A 12429-nucleotide genomic window follows, 5' to 3' on the forward strand; every position below is an offset into this window, starting at 1 on the left:
CAGGCGAATGCTGCGCACAATTCGCAAGCTCTTCGGCCACGAACGGGGCAACGTGCTGGCCATCGCCGCCGCCTGCCTTCCACTCATCGTTGGTGCAGCGGGGTTGTCCGTGGACACGATCCAATGGACCTTGTGGAAACGCCAGCTGCAGCGAGCCGCCGACTCGGCCGCCATCGCCGGAGTCTACGATCGCCAGGCGAATGCCGGCAGCACCAGCAATGTTTCCCGCACGATCACGCGCGATCTCGCGCTGAACAATGAAACCTGGATGTCACTGCTGACTGGCTACCCAACCATCACCTATCCGGCGAACGCGGGAATCCAGACCAACCAGGTCAATGTGAGCCTGGCGATCCAGCAGCCTCTCCCGTTCAGCTCGCTGTTCGTCGATGCGCCGGTCATCACCGCGAACGCGACCGCTGCCGGCATCATGCTGGGCGACCCCTGCATCCTCGCTCTCGATCCGACCGCCGGAAGTGCGGTCTACTTCTCGGGCAACGCGGAAGTGAAAATGCCCGATTGCCCCGTGTTCAGCGATTCAGCGGCGACCAATGCCGCGATCGCGAAGGGAAGCAGCGCGGTCACCGCCAAGTCGGTCGGAGCGGTCGGGGGCATTCAGCAATCGAACAACTTCAGTGTGAAGGCTTACTACCCCTATTCGGCTTCGGTCCCGGATCCGTACGCCGACGTGGTCCCGGTCGCGAGCGAAATGCATTGCACGACGGCCGAGCTGGATGAGGGTACGAGCACGTCGACCATCGGGACGGGCACGGGGCAGTATAATTGCTTTTCGGCGCTTTCGGTTAAGTCGAACAAGTCGCTGACGATCCCGAGCAGCTATACCGGCCCGATCTACATCAACGGCGGCAGCATCGACTTCAAGGGTGACTTCACCTGCGCCGCCTGCACCATCGTGCTGACCAATTCGAGCACGTCTACCGCGGCGACCATCGGCAACATCACTGCGAACGCCAGTGCCAACGTCAACATTACGGCACCCACCTCGGGAACGTACAAGGGTCTTGCGATCTACCAGGACCGGCGGGCCGTCGACTGCAACAACTGCAACAAGATCAACGGCAACTCGTCGTCGCTCATCACCGGAGCCATGTATTTCCCGAAGCAGGAGCTGCAGTACAATGGCACCGGCAACACCAGCGCGGTCTGCGCCAAATTCGTTGCCAAGCGGATCACCTTCACCGGCAACAGCGGCACCAATCAGTTCAGAGGATTGGACCAATGCACCGACTACTTCACGGATGGTGGATCGCTGATGATCGTCAGGCTCGTCGGATGATGCGTCGCCCACTGCCATCGCTGCTTCTCGACGATCGCGCGGCTGCGATCATCGAACTGGCCCTGCTCGCTCCCGTTCTGGTCCTGACCTATGCGGGGATCGCCGACATCAGCACGGCGTACAGTCGCAAGCTGGCCCTGGAGCAGGGCGCCCAGCGCGCCATCGAAAAGATCATGCAGACGACGGAGGACTCGACGGTCGAGGGCACCTTGGCGACGGAGGCCGTCTGTCAGGTCAATGGCACGAACAGCGATGGCACCTGCAAGTCGACGCCGATCACGACCGCCAATGTCACGGTGACGTATCGGCTCGACTGCACGAACAAGTCGACCTACGCGATCACCAGCACGACGACGACCAACTCCGCGGATACGCTCACCTGGACCTGCCCGACCGGGACGCTGATGGCCCAGTACATCTCGGTCGTCGTGACCGACAAATACACGCCGACGTTCCCGATCCATTTTACCGGTTATGATTCCAGCGACGGGACTTACCACCTGTCGGCCACAGCGGGGATGAGGACCTCATGAAGCGGTTCGCGAGGCGCCTTCGGCTGGCCGGCAACGAGCGTGGGGCGGCGGCAGTGGAGATGGCGTTTGCCATTCCCGTCTTCATCATGATGATCTGGGCGTTCGTCCAGTTCGCGCAGATGTTCCGCGCGCTCGCCGGGATCCAGCAGGCACTCGGTCAAGGTGCGCGCTACGCAACGTTGTGCCTCAATCCGAGCGTGGCGGGCTGCAATCCGCCGTCGCCAAGCCAGATCCAGACCAAGATCACGGATAGCGTGTATGGGATCGGCCCGGGAACCTTCACCGTCGCATCGCCGGTACAGGGCAGTTCGGGCACTGGAAGCTATTACGACCTCTCCGTGTCCTACTCCCAGCCGACGAGCCTCTTGCTTCTGCCAGGGCCGACGCTCAGCGTCACCCGGTCAAAGCGGGTCTGGGTGGCCGGTACCTAAGATCTGGCCCTCTCGCGGCCGGCGAAGAAGCCGGCGATCGCCGTCTTGACCTCGTCGCTCTGCAGCCGCTCGCCGAAGTGGCGGTTCTCCAGGTCCATTCGCTCGATCAGCTCGTCGGGCGCGCCGGTGCGGAGCAGGCGCTGGGTCAGCCGCAGCGCCTCGGGCGGCTTGGCGAGCAGCGCGGCGCAGAGCTGCTCGAAACTCTCCCCGAGCGTGCCGGCGGGCACCCGATGGCTGGCCAGCCCGATCCGCTCGGCGGTCTCCGCGTCGAACGGTTCGCCGAGCAGCAGGTAGCGCGCCGCGGCCCGCCGGCCGGCAAGGCGCGGCAGCAGCAGCGAGCTGGCCGCTTCGGGCACGAGGCCGAGGTCGACAAACGGCATGACGAAGCGGCTGCCCTCCTCGGCCATGACGAGGTCGCAGTGGAACAGCAGGGTGGACCCGATCCCCACCGCATTGCCGTGAACCGCCGCGGCGATCGGGACGGGGTTCCTCGCCAAAGCCTTGAGCAGCCGGTGGACCGGCAGCTCGCCCGTGCCCGGCTCCGGCCGGAGCCCCAGGAAATCCTTGAGGTCGTTCCCCGCGGTGAAATCGACACCCTCGCCTTCAAGCGTGATCAGGCGAAGGTCGGGATCGTCCGCCGCACCCTCGATCGCGTCGGCGAGCGCCGCGTACATGGCGACGGTGATCGCGTTGCGCGCCTCGGGCCGCGACAGGGTGATGGCGAGCCGCCCCTCGCGGCGCTCAACGCGGACCTGTTCGCTCATCTTGGTTCCCCCCCGAATCGGATGACGTGCGCCTGTCCCCCCGCTATCGAGCGGGCGAGCAACCAAGCCAAGGGGCCAGCATGAAGTTCTTCGCCGACACCGCCGAAATCGCCGAAATCCGCGATCTCGCCGCGACCGGGCTCCTCGACGGAGTCACCACCAATCCTTCGCTGATCATGAAGTCGGGCGGCAACTTCATCGAGACGGTACGCGAGATCTGCTCCATCTGCCCCGGGCCGGTTTCGGCCGAGGTCGTCGCGCTCGACCATGCGGAGATGATGCGCGAGGCCGAGGTGCTGCGGAAGATCGCCGACAATGTCACGATCAAGGTGCCGCTGACTCCGGACGGGCTGAAGACCTGCAAGGCGCTGAGCGACGACGGGACGATGGTCAACGTGACCCTGTGCTTCTCGGCGGCACAGGCGTTGCTCGCCGCCAAGGCGGGAGCGACCTTCATCTCGCCGTTCGTCGGACGGCATGACGACGTCGGCTTCAACGGAATGGACCTGATCGCCGATATCCGGCTGATCTACGACAATTACGACTATGCGACGCAGATCTTGGTCGCCAGCGTGCGCCACCCGATGCACGTGGTCGAGGCGGCGCGGATCGGCGCGGACGTGATGACGGCGCCGCCCAAGATCATCCACCAGCTGTTCAAGCACCCGCTCACCGACAGCGGTATCGCGGCGTTCCTCAAGGACTGGCAGGCGACCGGCCAGACGATCGGCTGAGCCATTCGTCGCACGCGGCATAGGAAATTAACCTCGTGCGGCGTAGTCTCGCCGGCATGGCACGGGTGATCAAATTCGAGGATCATGCGCTGGCGCGGCTGCGCGCGCGCTGCGCCGCGGCGGAAGAAGCCAACCAGGATCTGATCGCCTTCGCCCGCGGCCATTCCGGCGCGGTCAGCTCGATTCACGCGGCCGTGCTCGCGGGCCTCGAGGCGGACGATCTCGACCACCTCTTCCATATCGTCACGCAGGAGTGGCCGCTGCTGCTCGGCCTCGACGCGGTGGCCTTGGCGCTTAGCGTCGGCGAGCGCGGGTTCCGCGTCGATTCGAGCGGTGTCCAATTGGTCGAGCCGCTGCTGCTGAGCCGGCTGATCGACGAGGTCGACGGCGTGGTGCTGCGTTCGGCCGAGCGCGGCCACCCGCTGTTCGGCCCGGCCTGCGACCTCATCCGCGCCGAGGCGCTGATCCGCATCGGTCTCGACGACAGCCTTCCGCTGCCGGGGCTGCTGGTGCTCGGCCAGCGCCAGGAACAATCGCTCGACACGCGCCACGGGTCGGAGCTGCTGATGTTCCTCGGGCACAGCCTTGCCGCTATGCTCAAGCGGTGGATCAGCTAGCGTCCCATCCCGCGACGGCCACCGCCGTCCGCTTCATCGAGCATCTTGGCAGCGACCGGCGGCGCAGCCCGCACACGGTCCGCGCCTATGGCACGACGGCGCACAGCTTCATCGCCTTCCTCGGCCGTCATCGCGGCGAGGCGATCGGCCGCTTCACCTTGCTGTCGATCCAGGCCACCGACCTGCGCGCCTATCTGGCCGAGCGACGCGGCGGGGGGCTTGGCGCCGCCTCCGCCGCGCGCGAGATGTCCGCGGTGCGTGCCTTCCTCCGCTTCGCCGCCAACGAGGAGGGGGAGGCACCGCAACTGCCGCGGACCCGGGCCCCGAAGCGCCCCCGAACGCTGCCGCGGCCGGCCAGCCCGGACGACGCGATGGCGCTGGCGGAGGACGCCGGGGAGTTCGCCTCGACCCCCTGGATCGGCACGCGCGACCTCGCCATCCTGCTGCTGCTCTACGGCTCCGGGCTGCGAGTATCGGAAGCACTGTCGCTGAGCGCGCGCGACCTCCCGCTAGGGCAGGTGCTGCGAGTGACGGGCAAGCGCAGCAAGCAGCGCGTCGTGCCGCTGCTGCCGGCGGTGCGCGAGGCGATCGAGGCCTATCTGAAGGACTGTCCCTGGCCGATCCGCGGCGAACGCCCGCTGTTCGTCGGCGCGCGAGGCGGTCCGCTCAATCCCGATTTGGTCCGTCGCTCGGTTCGGGCCGCGCGGGCGAGGCTGGGGCTGCCGGACAGCCTGACCCCGCACGCGCTCCGCCACAGTTTCGCGACGCACCTGCTCGCGCGAGGCGCCGACCTGCGGTCGCTGCAGGAACTGCTCGGCCATGCCAGTCTGTCGTCGACCCAGATCTACACCGGGGTCGATGCGGCGCATCTGCTCGACGTGTACCGCCACGCCCACCCGCGGGCCTGAGCGAGGTCGTCCACGGGCGGCTGGCCGGGTGGGGAGCGGCGGAGGGCTGCCGACCCGCGGACGTGCAGCCGGATTGAACGCCTGCGGTTAGCGAGATGCTAAAGACCCGGTTCGGACCGAGCCGGGCTCGGGCCAACTGTTTCGCACAACGCGAACTTTCCATCCGAAGCCGACCAGTCTCCCGATCCATTAACGGCGTCGCGCAAGTCGCCGGGCTGGCGGCGACTCGGGTGGTTCAGGTTGAACGATGCTCGGCGTGCCTGCGCTCGATCGCGTCCCAGATCAGCGCGGGCGTGTCGGTGCCGTTGAAGCGGTCGATGGCGACGATCCCGGTCGGAGAGGTCACGTTGATCTCGGTCAGCATGCCGCCGATCACGTCGATGCCGACGAACAGCAAGCCGCGCTGGCGGAGTTCGGGCCCGAGGGCGGCGCAGATCTCCTGCTCGCGGTCGGTGAGCTCGACCTTCTCCGCGGATCCGCCCGCGGCGAGGTTGGACCGGATTTCGCCCATGCCGGGCCGGCGGTTGATCGCACCGGCGACCTCGCCGTCGATCAGCACGATCCGCTTGTCGCCGTCAGCCACGGCTGGAAGGAAGGCCTGGACGATGAACGGCTCGCGCCAGACATGGGTGAAGAGCTCGGCAAGGGCGCCGAGGTTCGCCCCGTCGCGGCCGATCTTGAAGACCGCCGCGCCGGCGTTGCCGTGGAGCGGCTTGACCACGACCTCGCCATGTCTTTCGCGGAAGGCCTGCACCTCGGCGAGGCTGCGGGTGATCAGCGTCGGCGGCATGAACCGCGCGAAGTCGAGCACGAAGAGCTTCTCGGGCGCGTCGCGGACCGAGCGGGGGTCATTCACCACCAGCGTTTCGCTGGCGATCCGCTCGAGCAGGTAGGTGGCGGTGATGTAGCCGATGTCGAACGGCGGATCCTGCCGCATCAGCACCACGTCGACGTCGCGGGCGAGATCGAGACGGACCGGCTCTCCGGCCGCGAAATGGTCACCTTGGACCCGCTGCACCGTGACCGGCCGCGCCAGCGCGGAGACCCGGCCATCCTCGTAGCTCAGCTGGTCGGCGAGATAGTGGAACAGCTGGTGGCCGCGCGCCTGGGCGGACAGCATCAGCGCGAAGGTGGAGTCGCCGGCGATGCCGATCGATTCCAGCGGGTCCATCTGGACGGCGACGCGGAGGCTCATGCCGGGGCGACTAGGCGACCCGTTCGGCTTTGTCACCCGCTCCAGACATTCTCCTGGTGGCGCGGAAGGCGACCCGGGACAATGTAGACGACGTCGATGCGGATCATGTCGCAGCCGTTGCCGTATCGATGCGCGAGCTGCTCCGCTGCGGCGGCGACCCGGGCGAGGCGCGGCTCGTCGAGCGCGTAGCTGGCGGCGCCGGCGGTCGCGCGCTGCTTCACCTCGACGAAGGCGAGGGTTCGGCCGCGCCTGGCGACCAGGTCGATCTCGCCGCCGGGGACGCGCACCCGGCGCGCGAGGATCCGCCAGCCCTTGAGCTGCAGCCAGAGCCCGGCGAGCGCCTCGGCGCGCCGCCCGCGAACCTCGGCGGCGACACGGTCCCTCACTTGCCGGCGAGCTCGAGGGCGCGGGCGTAGACCCGCTTGCGGGGCAGCTTCAGCGCGGCGGCGACATCGGCGGCAGCGCGGGACGGCGACTGGCTGGCGAGCGCGGCGGCGAGTGCCTCGTCGAGTTCCTCGCCGCTCGCCTCCGCTGCCGGCGCCGGCGGACCGACGACGATCACGATCTCGCCGCGCGGCGGCGCGTCGGCATAGCGGTCGGCGAGGGTCGCGAGCGTTCCCGTCACGCATTCCTCGTGCAGCTTGGTGAGCTCGCGCGCGACCGCCGCCTCGCGGGCGCCGAGTCCGTCGGCGAGCGCGGCGAGCGTGTCGCCGAGGCGTGGGCCACTTTCGTAGAGGACGAGGCTGGCGCGGATGCCGGCGACCTCGGCGATCGCCTCGGCGCGCGCCTTCTCCTTTGCGGGAAGAAAGCCGAGGAAGAGGAACCGGTCGGTCGGCAGCCCGGCCAGCGTCAGCGCCGCGACCGCCGCGCAGGGGCCGGGGAGGGTGTTCACCGGATGGCCAGCGGCTCGGGCGTCCCGGACCAGCTTGTAGCCCGGGTCCGAGATGAGCGGCGTGCCGGCATCGCTGATCAGCGCGATGGCGTGATCGGCAAGCAGCGCCAGGATCGAGTCGCGCTCGGCCTCGCTCGTATGGTCGGTGTAGTTGATCATCCGCGCCGTCGAGCCGACGTGCTGGAGCAGGCGCGCGCTGACCCGGCGATCCTCGACCAGGACGCGGTCGGCCCGACGCAGAACGTCGGCGGCGCGCGACGTCATGTCGCCAAGATTGCCGATCGGCGTCGCCACGATATAGAGGCCGGGAGCGAGACGTTCGTCCATAAGGTGACGTGCCATGACATCTTCCCTCACCCTGCGGCAAGCTTGGCTCTGGGCGGCCGCGACGGCCACGCTGCTGGCGGGGTGCGCGCGCGGGGGCGGCAACGAGCCCCAGGTGCTGCCCCGTCCGCCCGGCGAGATGGCGAGCAACGGGGTGGCGGTGATCGTCCCCCTGTCCGGCGAGAATGGCGCGGTCGGCCAGTCGCTGGCGAACGCCGCCAGGCTTGCGCTGCTCGACAGCGGCAACCAGGCGCTTCGCCTCAAGGTCTACGACAGCAACCGGGCGGGCGCCGCGGCGGCGATGTTCCAGGCACTCGGTGACGGCAACCGGCTGGTGCTCGGGCCGCTGCTCGCCGCCGACGTGCGCGCGGTGGCGCCCGTGGCGGCGCGGGCCAACGTGCCGGTGGTGGCCTTCTCCAACGACGAGAGCGTCGCGGGGAACGGCGTCTACATCCTCGGCATCACGCCCGGGCAATCGATCGACCGGGTGGTCCGCTACACGCGTCAGCAGGGCGCGGCGCGCTTCGCCGCCTTGACCCCGCAGACCATCTACGGCGAGCGGGCGGCACCCGCCTTCGCGGCGGCGGTGCAGCGGAGCGGCGGGGTGGTCGCAGGCGCCCAGACCTATGGCCGCACCGCCGACGGACTGCGCGGCGCGGCTCGCGCGATCGCCGCCGGCAGCCCCGATGCGGTGCTGGTGGCGGATGGCGCGCGGGCTGCAGCGTCAGCGGCCGCGGTACTCAAGCCGGGGCCGCAGCGCCGCCTGCTCGGCACCGAGCTGTGGGCCGGCGAGCGCGACCTCGGCGCCTCGCCCGCGCTCCGCGGTGCGCTGTTCGCGGCGGCGCCCAACCAGCGCTACGGTCAGTTCGTCCAGCGCTACCGGGCTCGCTTCGGGAGCGCGCCGTTCCGCATCAGCAGCCTCGGCTACGACGCCGTGCTGCTGACGATACGAGCCGCGCGGGGCTGGAGTGCCAACAAGCGCTTCCCGGTTCGTCAGCTGCTCGACAGCGACGGCTTCGCCGGGGTCGACGGGATCTTCCGCTTCGGCCGCAACGGCATCGCCCAGCGCGCGCTCGAGGTCCGGCGGGTCACTGCCGCGGGCAGCGAGGTGGTGAGCCCGGCAGCGACCAGCTTCGGGGCTTAGAACCGCAGAAATACGGCGTTTCCGCCACGAGTGAAAAGAGTCATGCTGCCGCTCTTCGAGAGAGAGGAGAGCAGGGGCCATGGTCACGCTTTCGATCGCGCTGACGATGATGCTGCAGGGACCCGTCATCGACGCCCAGCGCCAGAGCTTCATGAAGTGCCTCGCCGCAGCGACCACCAGAGGGAGCGAGCAGAAGGTGGCGGCGGAGGACGTCGATGCCTTCCTTCGCCAGGCGTGCGGAGCGGACGGCGAGCGGCTCAAGGCGTCGCTGATCAAGTTCGACACGACCCACGGTGTCGGCCGCAAGCAGGCGGAAGCCGACGACCAGCAGATGATCGAGGATTTTTACAAGGACGCGGTCGGGCATTTCCGCGCCCGCGCCACGCCGCTCGACGCCAAGCCGGTGACCGCGGCTGCGCCGCCCGGGACCCCGCCCGCTCAGCCGGCGGTTGTTCCGAAGTAGGCGCTCAGTTCGCGGCGACTTCGGCGAGGATCGAGTCGAGCAGCAACCGGCCGGGCTCCGTCAGCGCGAGGTGACCGGGCGTGCGGGCGACCAGCCCGTGCGCGACGAGGCTGGCGACCTTTCGCTCGTCGATCAGTGGCGCTCCGGTCCTCGCGGCGAGGCGGTCCGGATCGATGCCCTCGGCCAGCCGAAGGCCCATGACCAGCGCCTCGTGCGCCGCCTCGACGGGCGTGAGCGGCGCCGCCTCCACCATGCCGTGGCCGTTGCGCGCGAGACCCGAGAGAAAATTCTCCGGCTTGCGGTGGCGCACCGTCCGCTCGCCTAGGCGGCGGCCATGCGCGCCGGGGCCGATCCCGGCATAGTCGCGATAGCGCCAGTAGGTGAGATTGTGCCGGCTCTCCTCGCCCGGACGGGCGTGATTGCTGATCTCGTAGGCGGGCAGGCCGGCGGCAGCGGTGCGTTCCTGGGTCTGCTCGAACAGGTCGGCGGCGGCATCGGTGGCGAGCGGTTCGAGCTTGCCCGCGGCGTGGAGCGCGGCGAAGCGCGTGCCCGGCTCGATCGTCAGCTGATAGAGCGAGAGGTGGCCGGTGCCGAAGCTAAGCGCCCGGTCGAGCATCGTCGCCCATTGCCCGGCGGTCTGGCAGGGCAGGGCGTAGATGAGATCGAAGCTGACCCGCGCGAACTGCTGCTGGGCGTTGGCCAGTGCCGCCAGCCCCTCCTCGACACCGTGCGCTCGGCCGAGGAAGCGTAGCGCTCTGTCATCGAGTGACTGGAGACCGAGGCTGACCCGGTTGACTCCCGCGGCGGCGAGATCCGCGAAGCGCTCGGCCTCAACCGAGGAAGGGTTGGCCTCGAGCGTGATCTCGACGTCGCCGGCCGGCCGCCAGTGGGTCGTCGCGGCATCGATCAGCGCGGCGACGGTGCGCGGGTCCATCAGCGAGGGGGTGCCGCCGCCGAAGAAGATGCTGGTCAGCCGCCGTCCGGGCAGCCGGCGTGCCTCATAAGTGAGGTCCGCGAGCAACGCCTCGCGCCAAATCGACTGGTCGATGTCGCTCCGGACGTGAGAATTGAAGTCACAATAAGGACATTTGGATACACAGAAAGGCCAGTGAACATATAATGCTAGCGCGTTCTCCGAAGAGGAGTTGTTAATGCTTGGGGCGGCAGAATCGCGAACCATGATCACGCGCGCTCTTATGCTGCTTCTGCTTGCCCTGCCATGCACAGCGACGGCGGCAGTCACGCCCGACCGTCCCAGCGCCAACTGGCCCCAGGCCGCCGACCGCGGCGACGCGCTGCTGCGCAGGACCGCGCTGCGCCTCCACAACGACGCCCGGCGGCGGTTCGGCGTCGCGCCGCTGACCTGGAACGAGGGCCTGGCGGCGGCCGCGCAGGCCTATGCCGCGCAGATGGCGGTCACCGGCATCTACCAGCACGACCCGACGCCCGGCCGGCGCAAGCTGATGGGCGAGAACCTCTGGCGCGGCCAGCGCGGTGTGTTCGGCTACGAGGTGATGATCGGGCTGATGGTCGACGAGGACGCGCTGTTTCAGCCGGGGGTCTTCCCGGCGATCAGCCGCACCGGCAGCTGGCACGACGTCGGACATTATACCCAGATTGTCTGGCCGACGACGACCGAGGTCGGCTGCGCAACCGCGTCGAGCGCGACAACCGACTATTTGGTGTGCCGCTATGCTCCGACCGGGAACAAGGACGGGACGGCGCTGGTCCCTGGAGGGGCCCGGCTTAGCGTCGCGGCGCTGACGGTGGCGGCGGGAGACCCGCTCGCGCCGCTCCCCTAGGAGAGCGCCGCGACCAGCTTGCGGAAAGCATCCGCGCGATGGCTGATAGCGTGCTTCTCCGCCGGGTCCATCTCGCCGAAGCTCTGCTCACGGCCGCTCGCGACGAACATCGGGTCGTAGCCGAAGCCGCGTTCGCCGCGCGGCGGCCAGACCAGCGTGCCGTCGACCCGCCCCTCGAAGCTTTCAATCGCACCGTCCGGCCACGCCAGCGAAAGCGCACAGGCGAAGTGAGCGTCCTGTCCGGCGTCCTCGCCGGCCGCCTCCGTCTCGGTCCAGACCTTCTCCATCGCGCGATGCCAGTCACGATTGCCGGCCTCGTCCTCGGCCCAGCGGGCGGAGAAGATGCCCGGACGGCCGTGGAGCGCGTCGACGCACAGGCCGCTGTCGTCTGACAGCGCGGGAAGACCGGAAAGGTCGGCCGCCTGCCGCGCCTTCAACTCGGCATTGTCGACGAAGCTGTTGCCGGTCTCCTCGGGCTCGGGAAGGTCGAGCTCCTCGGCGCCGACGCACTCGATCCCAAGCGGCCCGAGCAGGGCGCGGATCTCGCGCAGCTTGCCCTTGTTGTGGGTGGCGATGACGAGCTTCGTCGGGCGCTTCACCGGCCGACCGCCCGGCGCTGGCCCTCGAAGATCTCGCCGCAGCCGATGCGGGCAAGGCGGAGGAGTCGGAGCAGGCTTTCGTCGTCGAAGGTGGCGCCTTCCGCGCTGACCTGGGCCTCGACGATATTGCCGTCGCTGGTCAGGACGAAGTTTCCATCGCTGCCCGCGCTGGAATCCTCGACATAGTCGAGATCAAGAACCGCCTGTCCACCGTGGATGCCGCAGCTGACCGCGGCGACCTGCGTCATGATCGGGTCGACGTCGAGCTTGAGCGTGTCGACCGCGAGCCTCAGCGCGACCCAGGCGCCGCTGATCGAGGCAGTACGGGTGCCGCCGTCGGCCTGGATCACGTCGCAGTCGACGGTGATCTGCCGCTCGCCGAGCTTCTGCAGGTCGACCACGGCGCGCAGCGAGCGGCCGATCAGGCGCTGGATTTCCTGCGTCCGGCCCGACTGCTTGCCCTTGGCCGCCTCGCGGCTGCCGCGGGTGTGGGTGGCACGGGGGAGCATGCCATATTCGGCGGTGACCCAGCCCTGGCCCTTGCCGCGAAGGAAAGGCGGGACCCGCTCCTCGAGGCTGGCGGTGACGAGCACTCGAGTGTCGCCGAAGCTGACCAGACAGCTGCCCTCGGCGTGCTTGGTGAAGCCGGGCTCGAAGCGCAGCTCGCGCATCTGGTCGGGGGCGCGGCCGGACGGGCGCATGCAGGTCTCCTTGTTGGTTCGGGCG

16 protein-coding genes are annotated in these 12429 nt (G+C 68.9%); 9 read left to right on the forward strand and 7 right to left on the reverse strand.

Going from position 1 to position 12429, the window contains the following annotated elements:
* The first annotated feature begins 7 nt into the window (after positions 1-7).
* From HMF7854_RS08455 to HMF7854_RS08465, 3 genes are read left to right on the forward strand one after another with little or no spacing between them, the layout of a single operon-like run.
* A complete protein-coding gene (locus tag HMF7854_RS08455) occupies positions 8-1297 on the forward strand; it encodes a pilus assembly protein TadG-related protein (RefSeq protein ID WP_126718702.1) in 1290 nt (429 codons plus the stop codon).
* Positions 1297-1830 carry a TadE/TadG family type IV pilus assembly protein gene (locus HMF7854_RS08460; protein WP_148104697.1) on the forward strand — a complete coding sequence of 178 codons (534 nt, stop codon included), beginning with the start codon at positions 1297-1299 and terminating at the stop codon, positions 1828-1830. The genes HMF7854_RS08455 and HMF7854_RS08460 overlap by 1 nt, the downstream gene beginning before the upstream one ends.
* Positions 1827-2261, forward strand: coding sequence for a TadE/TadG family type IV pilus assembly protein (locus tag HMF7854_RS08465; RefSeq protein WP_126718704.1), 435 nt, complete (start codon positions 1827-1829; stop codon positions 2259-2261). The genes HMF7854_RS08460 and HMF7854_RS08465 overlap by 4 nt, the downstream gene beginning before the upstream one ends.
* Here HMF7854_RS08465 and HMF7854_RS08470 read toward each other — a convergent pair.
* On the reverse strand, positions 2258-3025 hold the full coding sequence (locus HMF7854_RS08470; protein WP_126718705.1) for an enoyl-CoA hydratase-related protein: 768 nt from the start codon (positions 3023-3025) through the stop codon (positions 2258-2260). The two genes, HMF7854_RS08465 and HMF7854_RS08470, sit on opposite strands and share 4 nt — an antisense overlap.
* Positions 3026-3105: 80 nt before the next feature.
* On the opposite strand from HMF7854_RS08470, the gene fsa reads away from it, so the two are divergent.
* The 3 genes from fsa to HMF7854_RS08485 are packed head-to-tail and all read left to right on the forward strand — an operon-like array spanning position 3106 to position 5284.
* The gene (gene fsa, locus HMF7854_RS08475; RefSeq protein ID WP_126718706.1) at positions 3106-3759 is read left to right on the forward strand and encodes a fructose-6-phosphate aldolase; all 654 of its coding nucleotides are present in this window, start codon (positions 3106-3108) and stop codon (positions 3757-3759) included.
* Positions 3760-3794: 35 nt separating this feature from the next.
* The gene (locus tag HMF7854_RS08480) at positions 3795-4376 is read left to right on the forward strand and encodes a DUF484 family protein (protein WP_239016908.1); all 582 of its coding nucleotides are present in this window, start codon (positions 3795-3797) and stop codon (positions 4374-4376) included.
* Positions 4364-5284: a tyrosine recombinase XerC gene (locus tag HMF7854_RS08485; RefSeq protein ID WP_126718707.1), complete on the forward strand. Its 921-nt coding sequence runs from the start codon at positions 4364-4366 to the stop codon at positions 5282-5284. Before HMF7854_RS08480 ends, HMF7854_RS08485 begins: the two co-directional genes overlap by 13 nt.
* Positions 5285-5519: 235 nt before the next feature.
* Here HMF7854_RS08485 and gshB read toward each other — a convergent pair whose 3' ends face one another.
* The 3 genes from gshB to rsmI are packed head-to-tail and all read right to left on the reverse strand — an operon-like array spanning position 5520 to position 7698.
* Positions 5520-6479 carry a glutathione synthase gene (gene gshB, locus HMF7854_RS08490; RefSeq protein WP_126718708.1) on the reverse strand — a complete coding sequence of 320 codons (960 nt, stop codon included), beginning with the start codon at positions 6477-6479 and terminating at the stop codon, positions 5520-5522.
* A 32-nt stretch (positions 6480-6511) separates the two neighbouring features.
* Entirely contained in the window at positions 6512-6865 is a 354-nt protein-coding gene (locus HMF7854_RS08495; protein WP_126718709.1) for a YraN family protein, read from the reverse strand.
* The gene (rsmI, locus tag HMF7854_RS08500; protein ID WP_126720138.1) at positions 6862-7698 is read right to left on the reverse strand and encodes a 16S rRNA (cytidine(1402)-2'-O)-methyltransferase; all 837 of its coding nucleotides are present in this window, start codon (positions 7696-7698) and stop codon (positions 6862-6864) included. Before rsmI ends, HMF7854_RS08495 begins: the two co-directional genes overlap by 4 nt.
* Before the next feature lie 13 nt (positions 7699-7711).
* On the opposite strand from rsmI, the gene HMF7854_RS08505 reads away from it, so the two are divergent.
* Both HMF7854_RS08505 and HMF7854_RS08510 read left to right on the forward strand, forming a co-directional pair.
* Positions 7712-8839 carry a penicillin-binding protein activator gene (locus tag HMF7854_RS08505; protein WP_126718710.1) on the forward strand — a complete coding sequence of 376 codons (1128 nt, stop codon included), beginning with the start codon at positions 7712-7714 and terminating at the stop codon, positions 8837-8839.
* Positions 8840-8918: 79 nt separating this feature from the next.
* A complete protein-coding gene (locus HMF7854_RS08510; protein ID WP_126718711.1) occupies positions 8919-9302 on the forward strand; it encodes a hypothetical protein in 384 nt (127 codons plus the stop codon).
* A gap of 4 nt (positions 9303-9306) precedes the next feature.
* Here HMF7854_RS08510 and hemW read toward each other — a convergent pair whose 3' ends face one another.
* Complete coding sequence (hemW, locus tag HMF7854_RS08515) at positions 9307-10482, reverse strand: radical SAM family heme chaperone HemW (RefSeq protein ID WP_126718712.1); 1176 nt, start codon at positions 10480-10482, stop codon at positions 9307-9309.
* 16 nt (positions 10483-10498) lie between these two features.
* On the opposite strand from hemW, the gene HMF7854_RS08520 reads away from it, so the two are divergent.
* Positions 10499-11104, forward strand: coding sequence for a CAP domain-containing protein (locus HMF7854_RS08520; RefSeq protein ID WP_221766422.1), 606 nt, complete (start codon positions 10499-10501; stop codon positions 11102-11104).
* On the opposite strand, the gene rdgB is transcribed toward HMF7854_RS08520, so the two are convergent.
* On the reverse strand, positions 11101-11703 hold the full coding sequence (rdgB, locus tag HMF7854_RS08525; protein ID WP_239016909.1) for an RdgB/HAM1 family non-canonical purine NTP pyrophosphatase: 603 nt from the start codon (positions 11701-11703) through the stop codon (positions 11101-11103). The two genes, HMF7854_RS08520 and rdgB, sit on opposite strands and share 4 nt — an antisense overlap.
* Entirely contained in the window at positions 11700-12404 is a 705-nt protein-coding gene (gene rph, locus HMF7854_RS08530; protein WP_126718715.1) for a ribonuclease PH, read from the reverse strand. Before rph ends, rdgB begins: the two co-directional genes overlap by 4 nt.
* Between the last annotated feature and the right edge of the window lie 25 nt (positions 12405-12429).

It is taken from the genome of Sphingomonas ginkgonis (assembly GCF_003970925.1).
GTDB classification, from domain to species: Bacteria; Pseudomonadota; Alphaproteobacteria; order Sphingomonadales; family Sphingomonadaceae; genus Sphingomicrobium; species Sphingomicrobium ginkgonis.

What these genes read in the sequence shown, in the direction of transcription:
- HMF7854_RS08455 (WP_126718702.1), top strand. Translation starts at nt 8, where the DNA reads ATGCTGCGCACAATTCGCAAGCTCTTCGGCCACGAACGGGGCAACGTG.
- HMF7854_RS08460 (WP_148104697.1), top strand. Translation starts at nt 1,297, where the DNA reads ATGCGTCGCCCACTGCCATCGCTGCTTCTCGACGATCGCGCGGCTGCG.
- HMF7854_RS08465 (WP_126718704.1), top strand. Translation starts at nt 1,827, where the DNA reads ATGAAGCGGTTCGCGAGGCGCCTTCGGCTGGCCGGCAACGAGCGTGGG.
- HMF7854_RS08470 (WP_126718705.1), bottom strand. Translation starts at nt 3,025, where the DNA reads ATGAGCGAACAGGTCCGCGTTGAGCGCCGCGAGGGGCGGCTCGCCATC.
- fsa (WP_126718706.1), top strand. Translation starts at nt 3,106, where the DNA reads ATGAAGTTCTTCGCCGACACCGCCGAAATCGCCGAAATCCGCGATCTC.
- gshB (WP_126718708.1), bottom strand. Translation starts at nt 6,479, where the DNA reads ATGAGCCTCCGCGTCGCCGTCCAGATGGACCCGCTGGAATCGATCGGC.
- rsmI (WP_126720138.1), bottom strand. Translation starts at nt 7,698, where the DNA reads ATGGACGAACGTCTCGCTCCCGGCCTCTATATCGTGGCGACGCCGATC.
- HMF7854_RS08505 (WP_126718710.1), top strand. Translation starts at nt 7,712, where the DNA reads ATGACATCTTCCCTCACCCTGCGGCAAGCTTGGCTCTGGGCGGCCGCG.
- HMF7854_RS08510 (WP_126718711.1), top strand. Translation starts at nt 8,919, where the DNA reads ATGGTCACGCTTTCGATCGCGCTGACGATGATGCTGCAGGGACCCGTC.
- hemW (WP_126718712.1), bottom strand. Translation starts at nt 10,482, where the DNA reads ATGGTTCGCGATTCTGCCGCCCCAAGCATTAACAACTCCTCTTCGGAG.
- HMF7854_RS08520 (WP_221766422.1), top strand. Translation starts at nt 10,499, where the DNA reads ATGCTGCTTCTGCTTGCCCTGCCATGCACAGCGACGGCGGCAGTCACG.
- rph (WP_126718715.1), bottom strand. Translation starts at nt 12,404, where the DNA reads ATGCGCCCGTCCGGCCGCGCCCCCGACCAGATGCGCGAGCTGCGCTTC.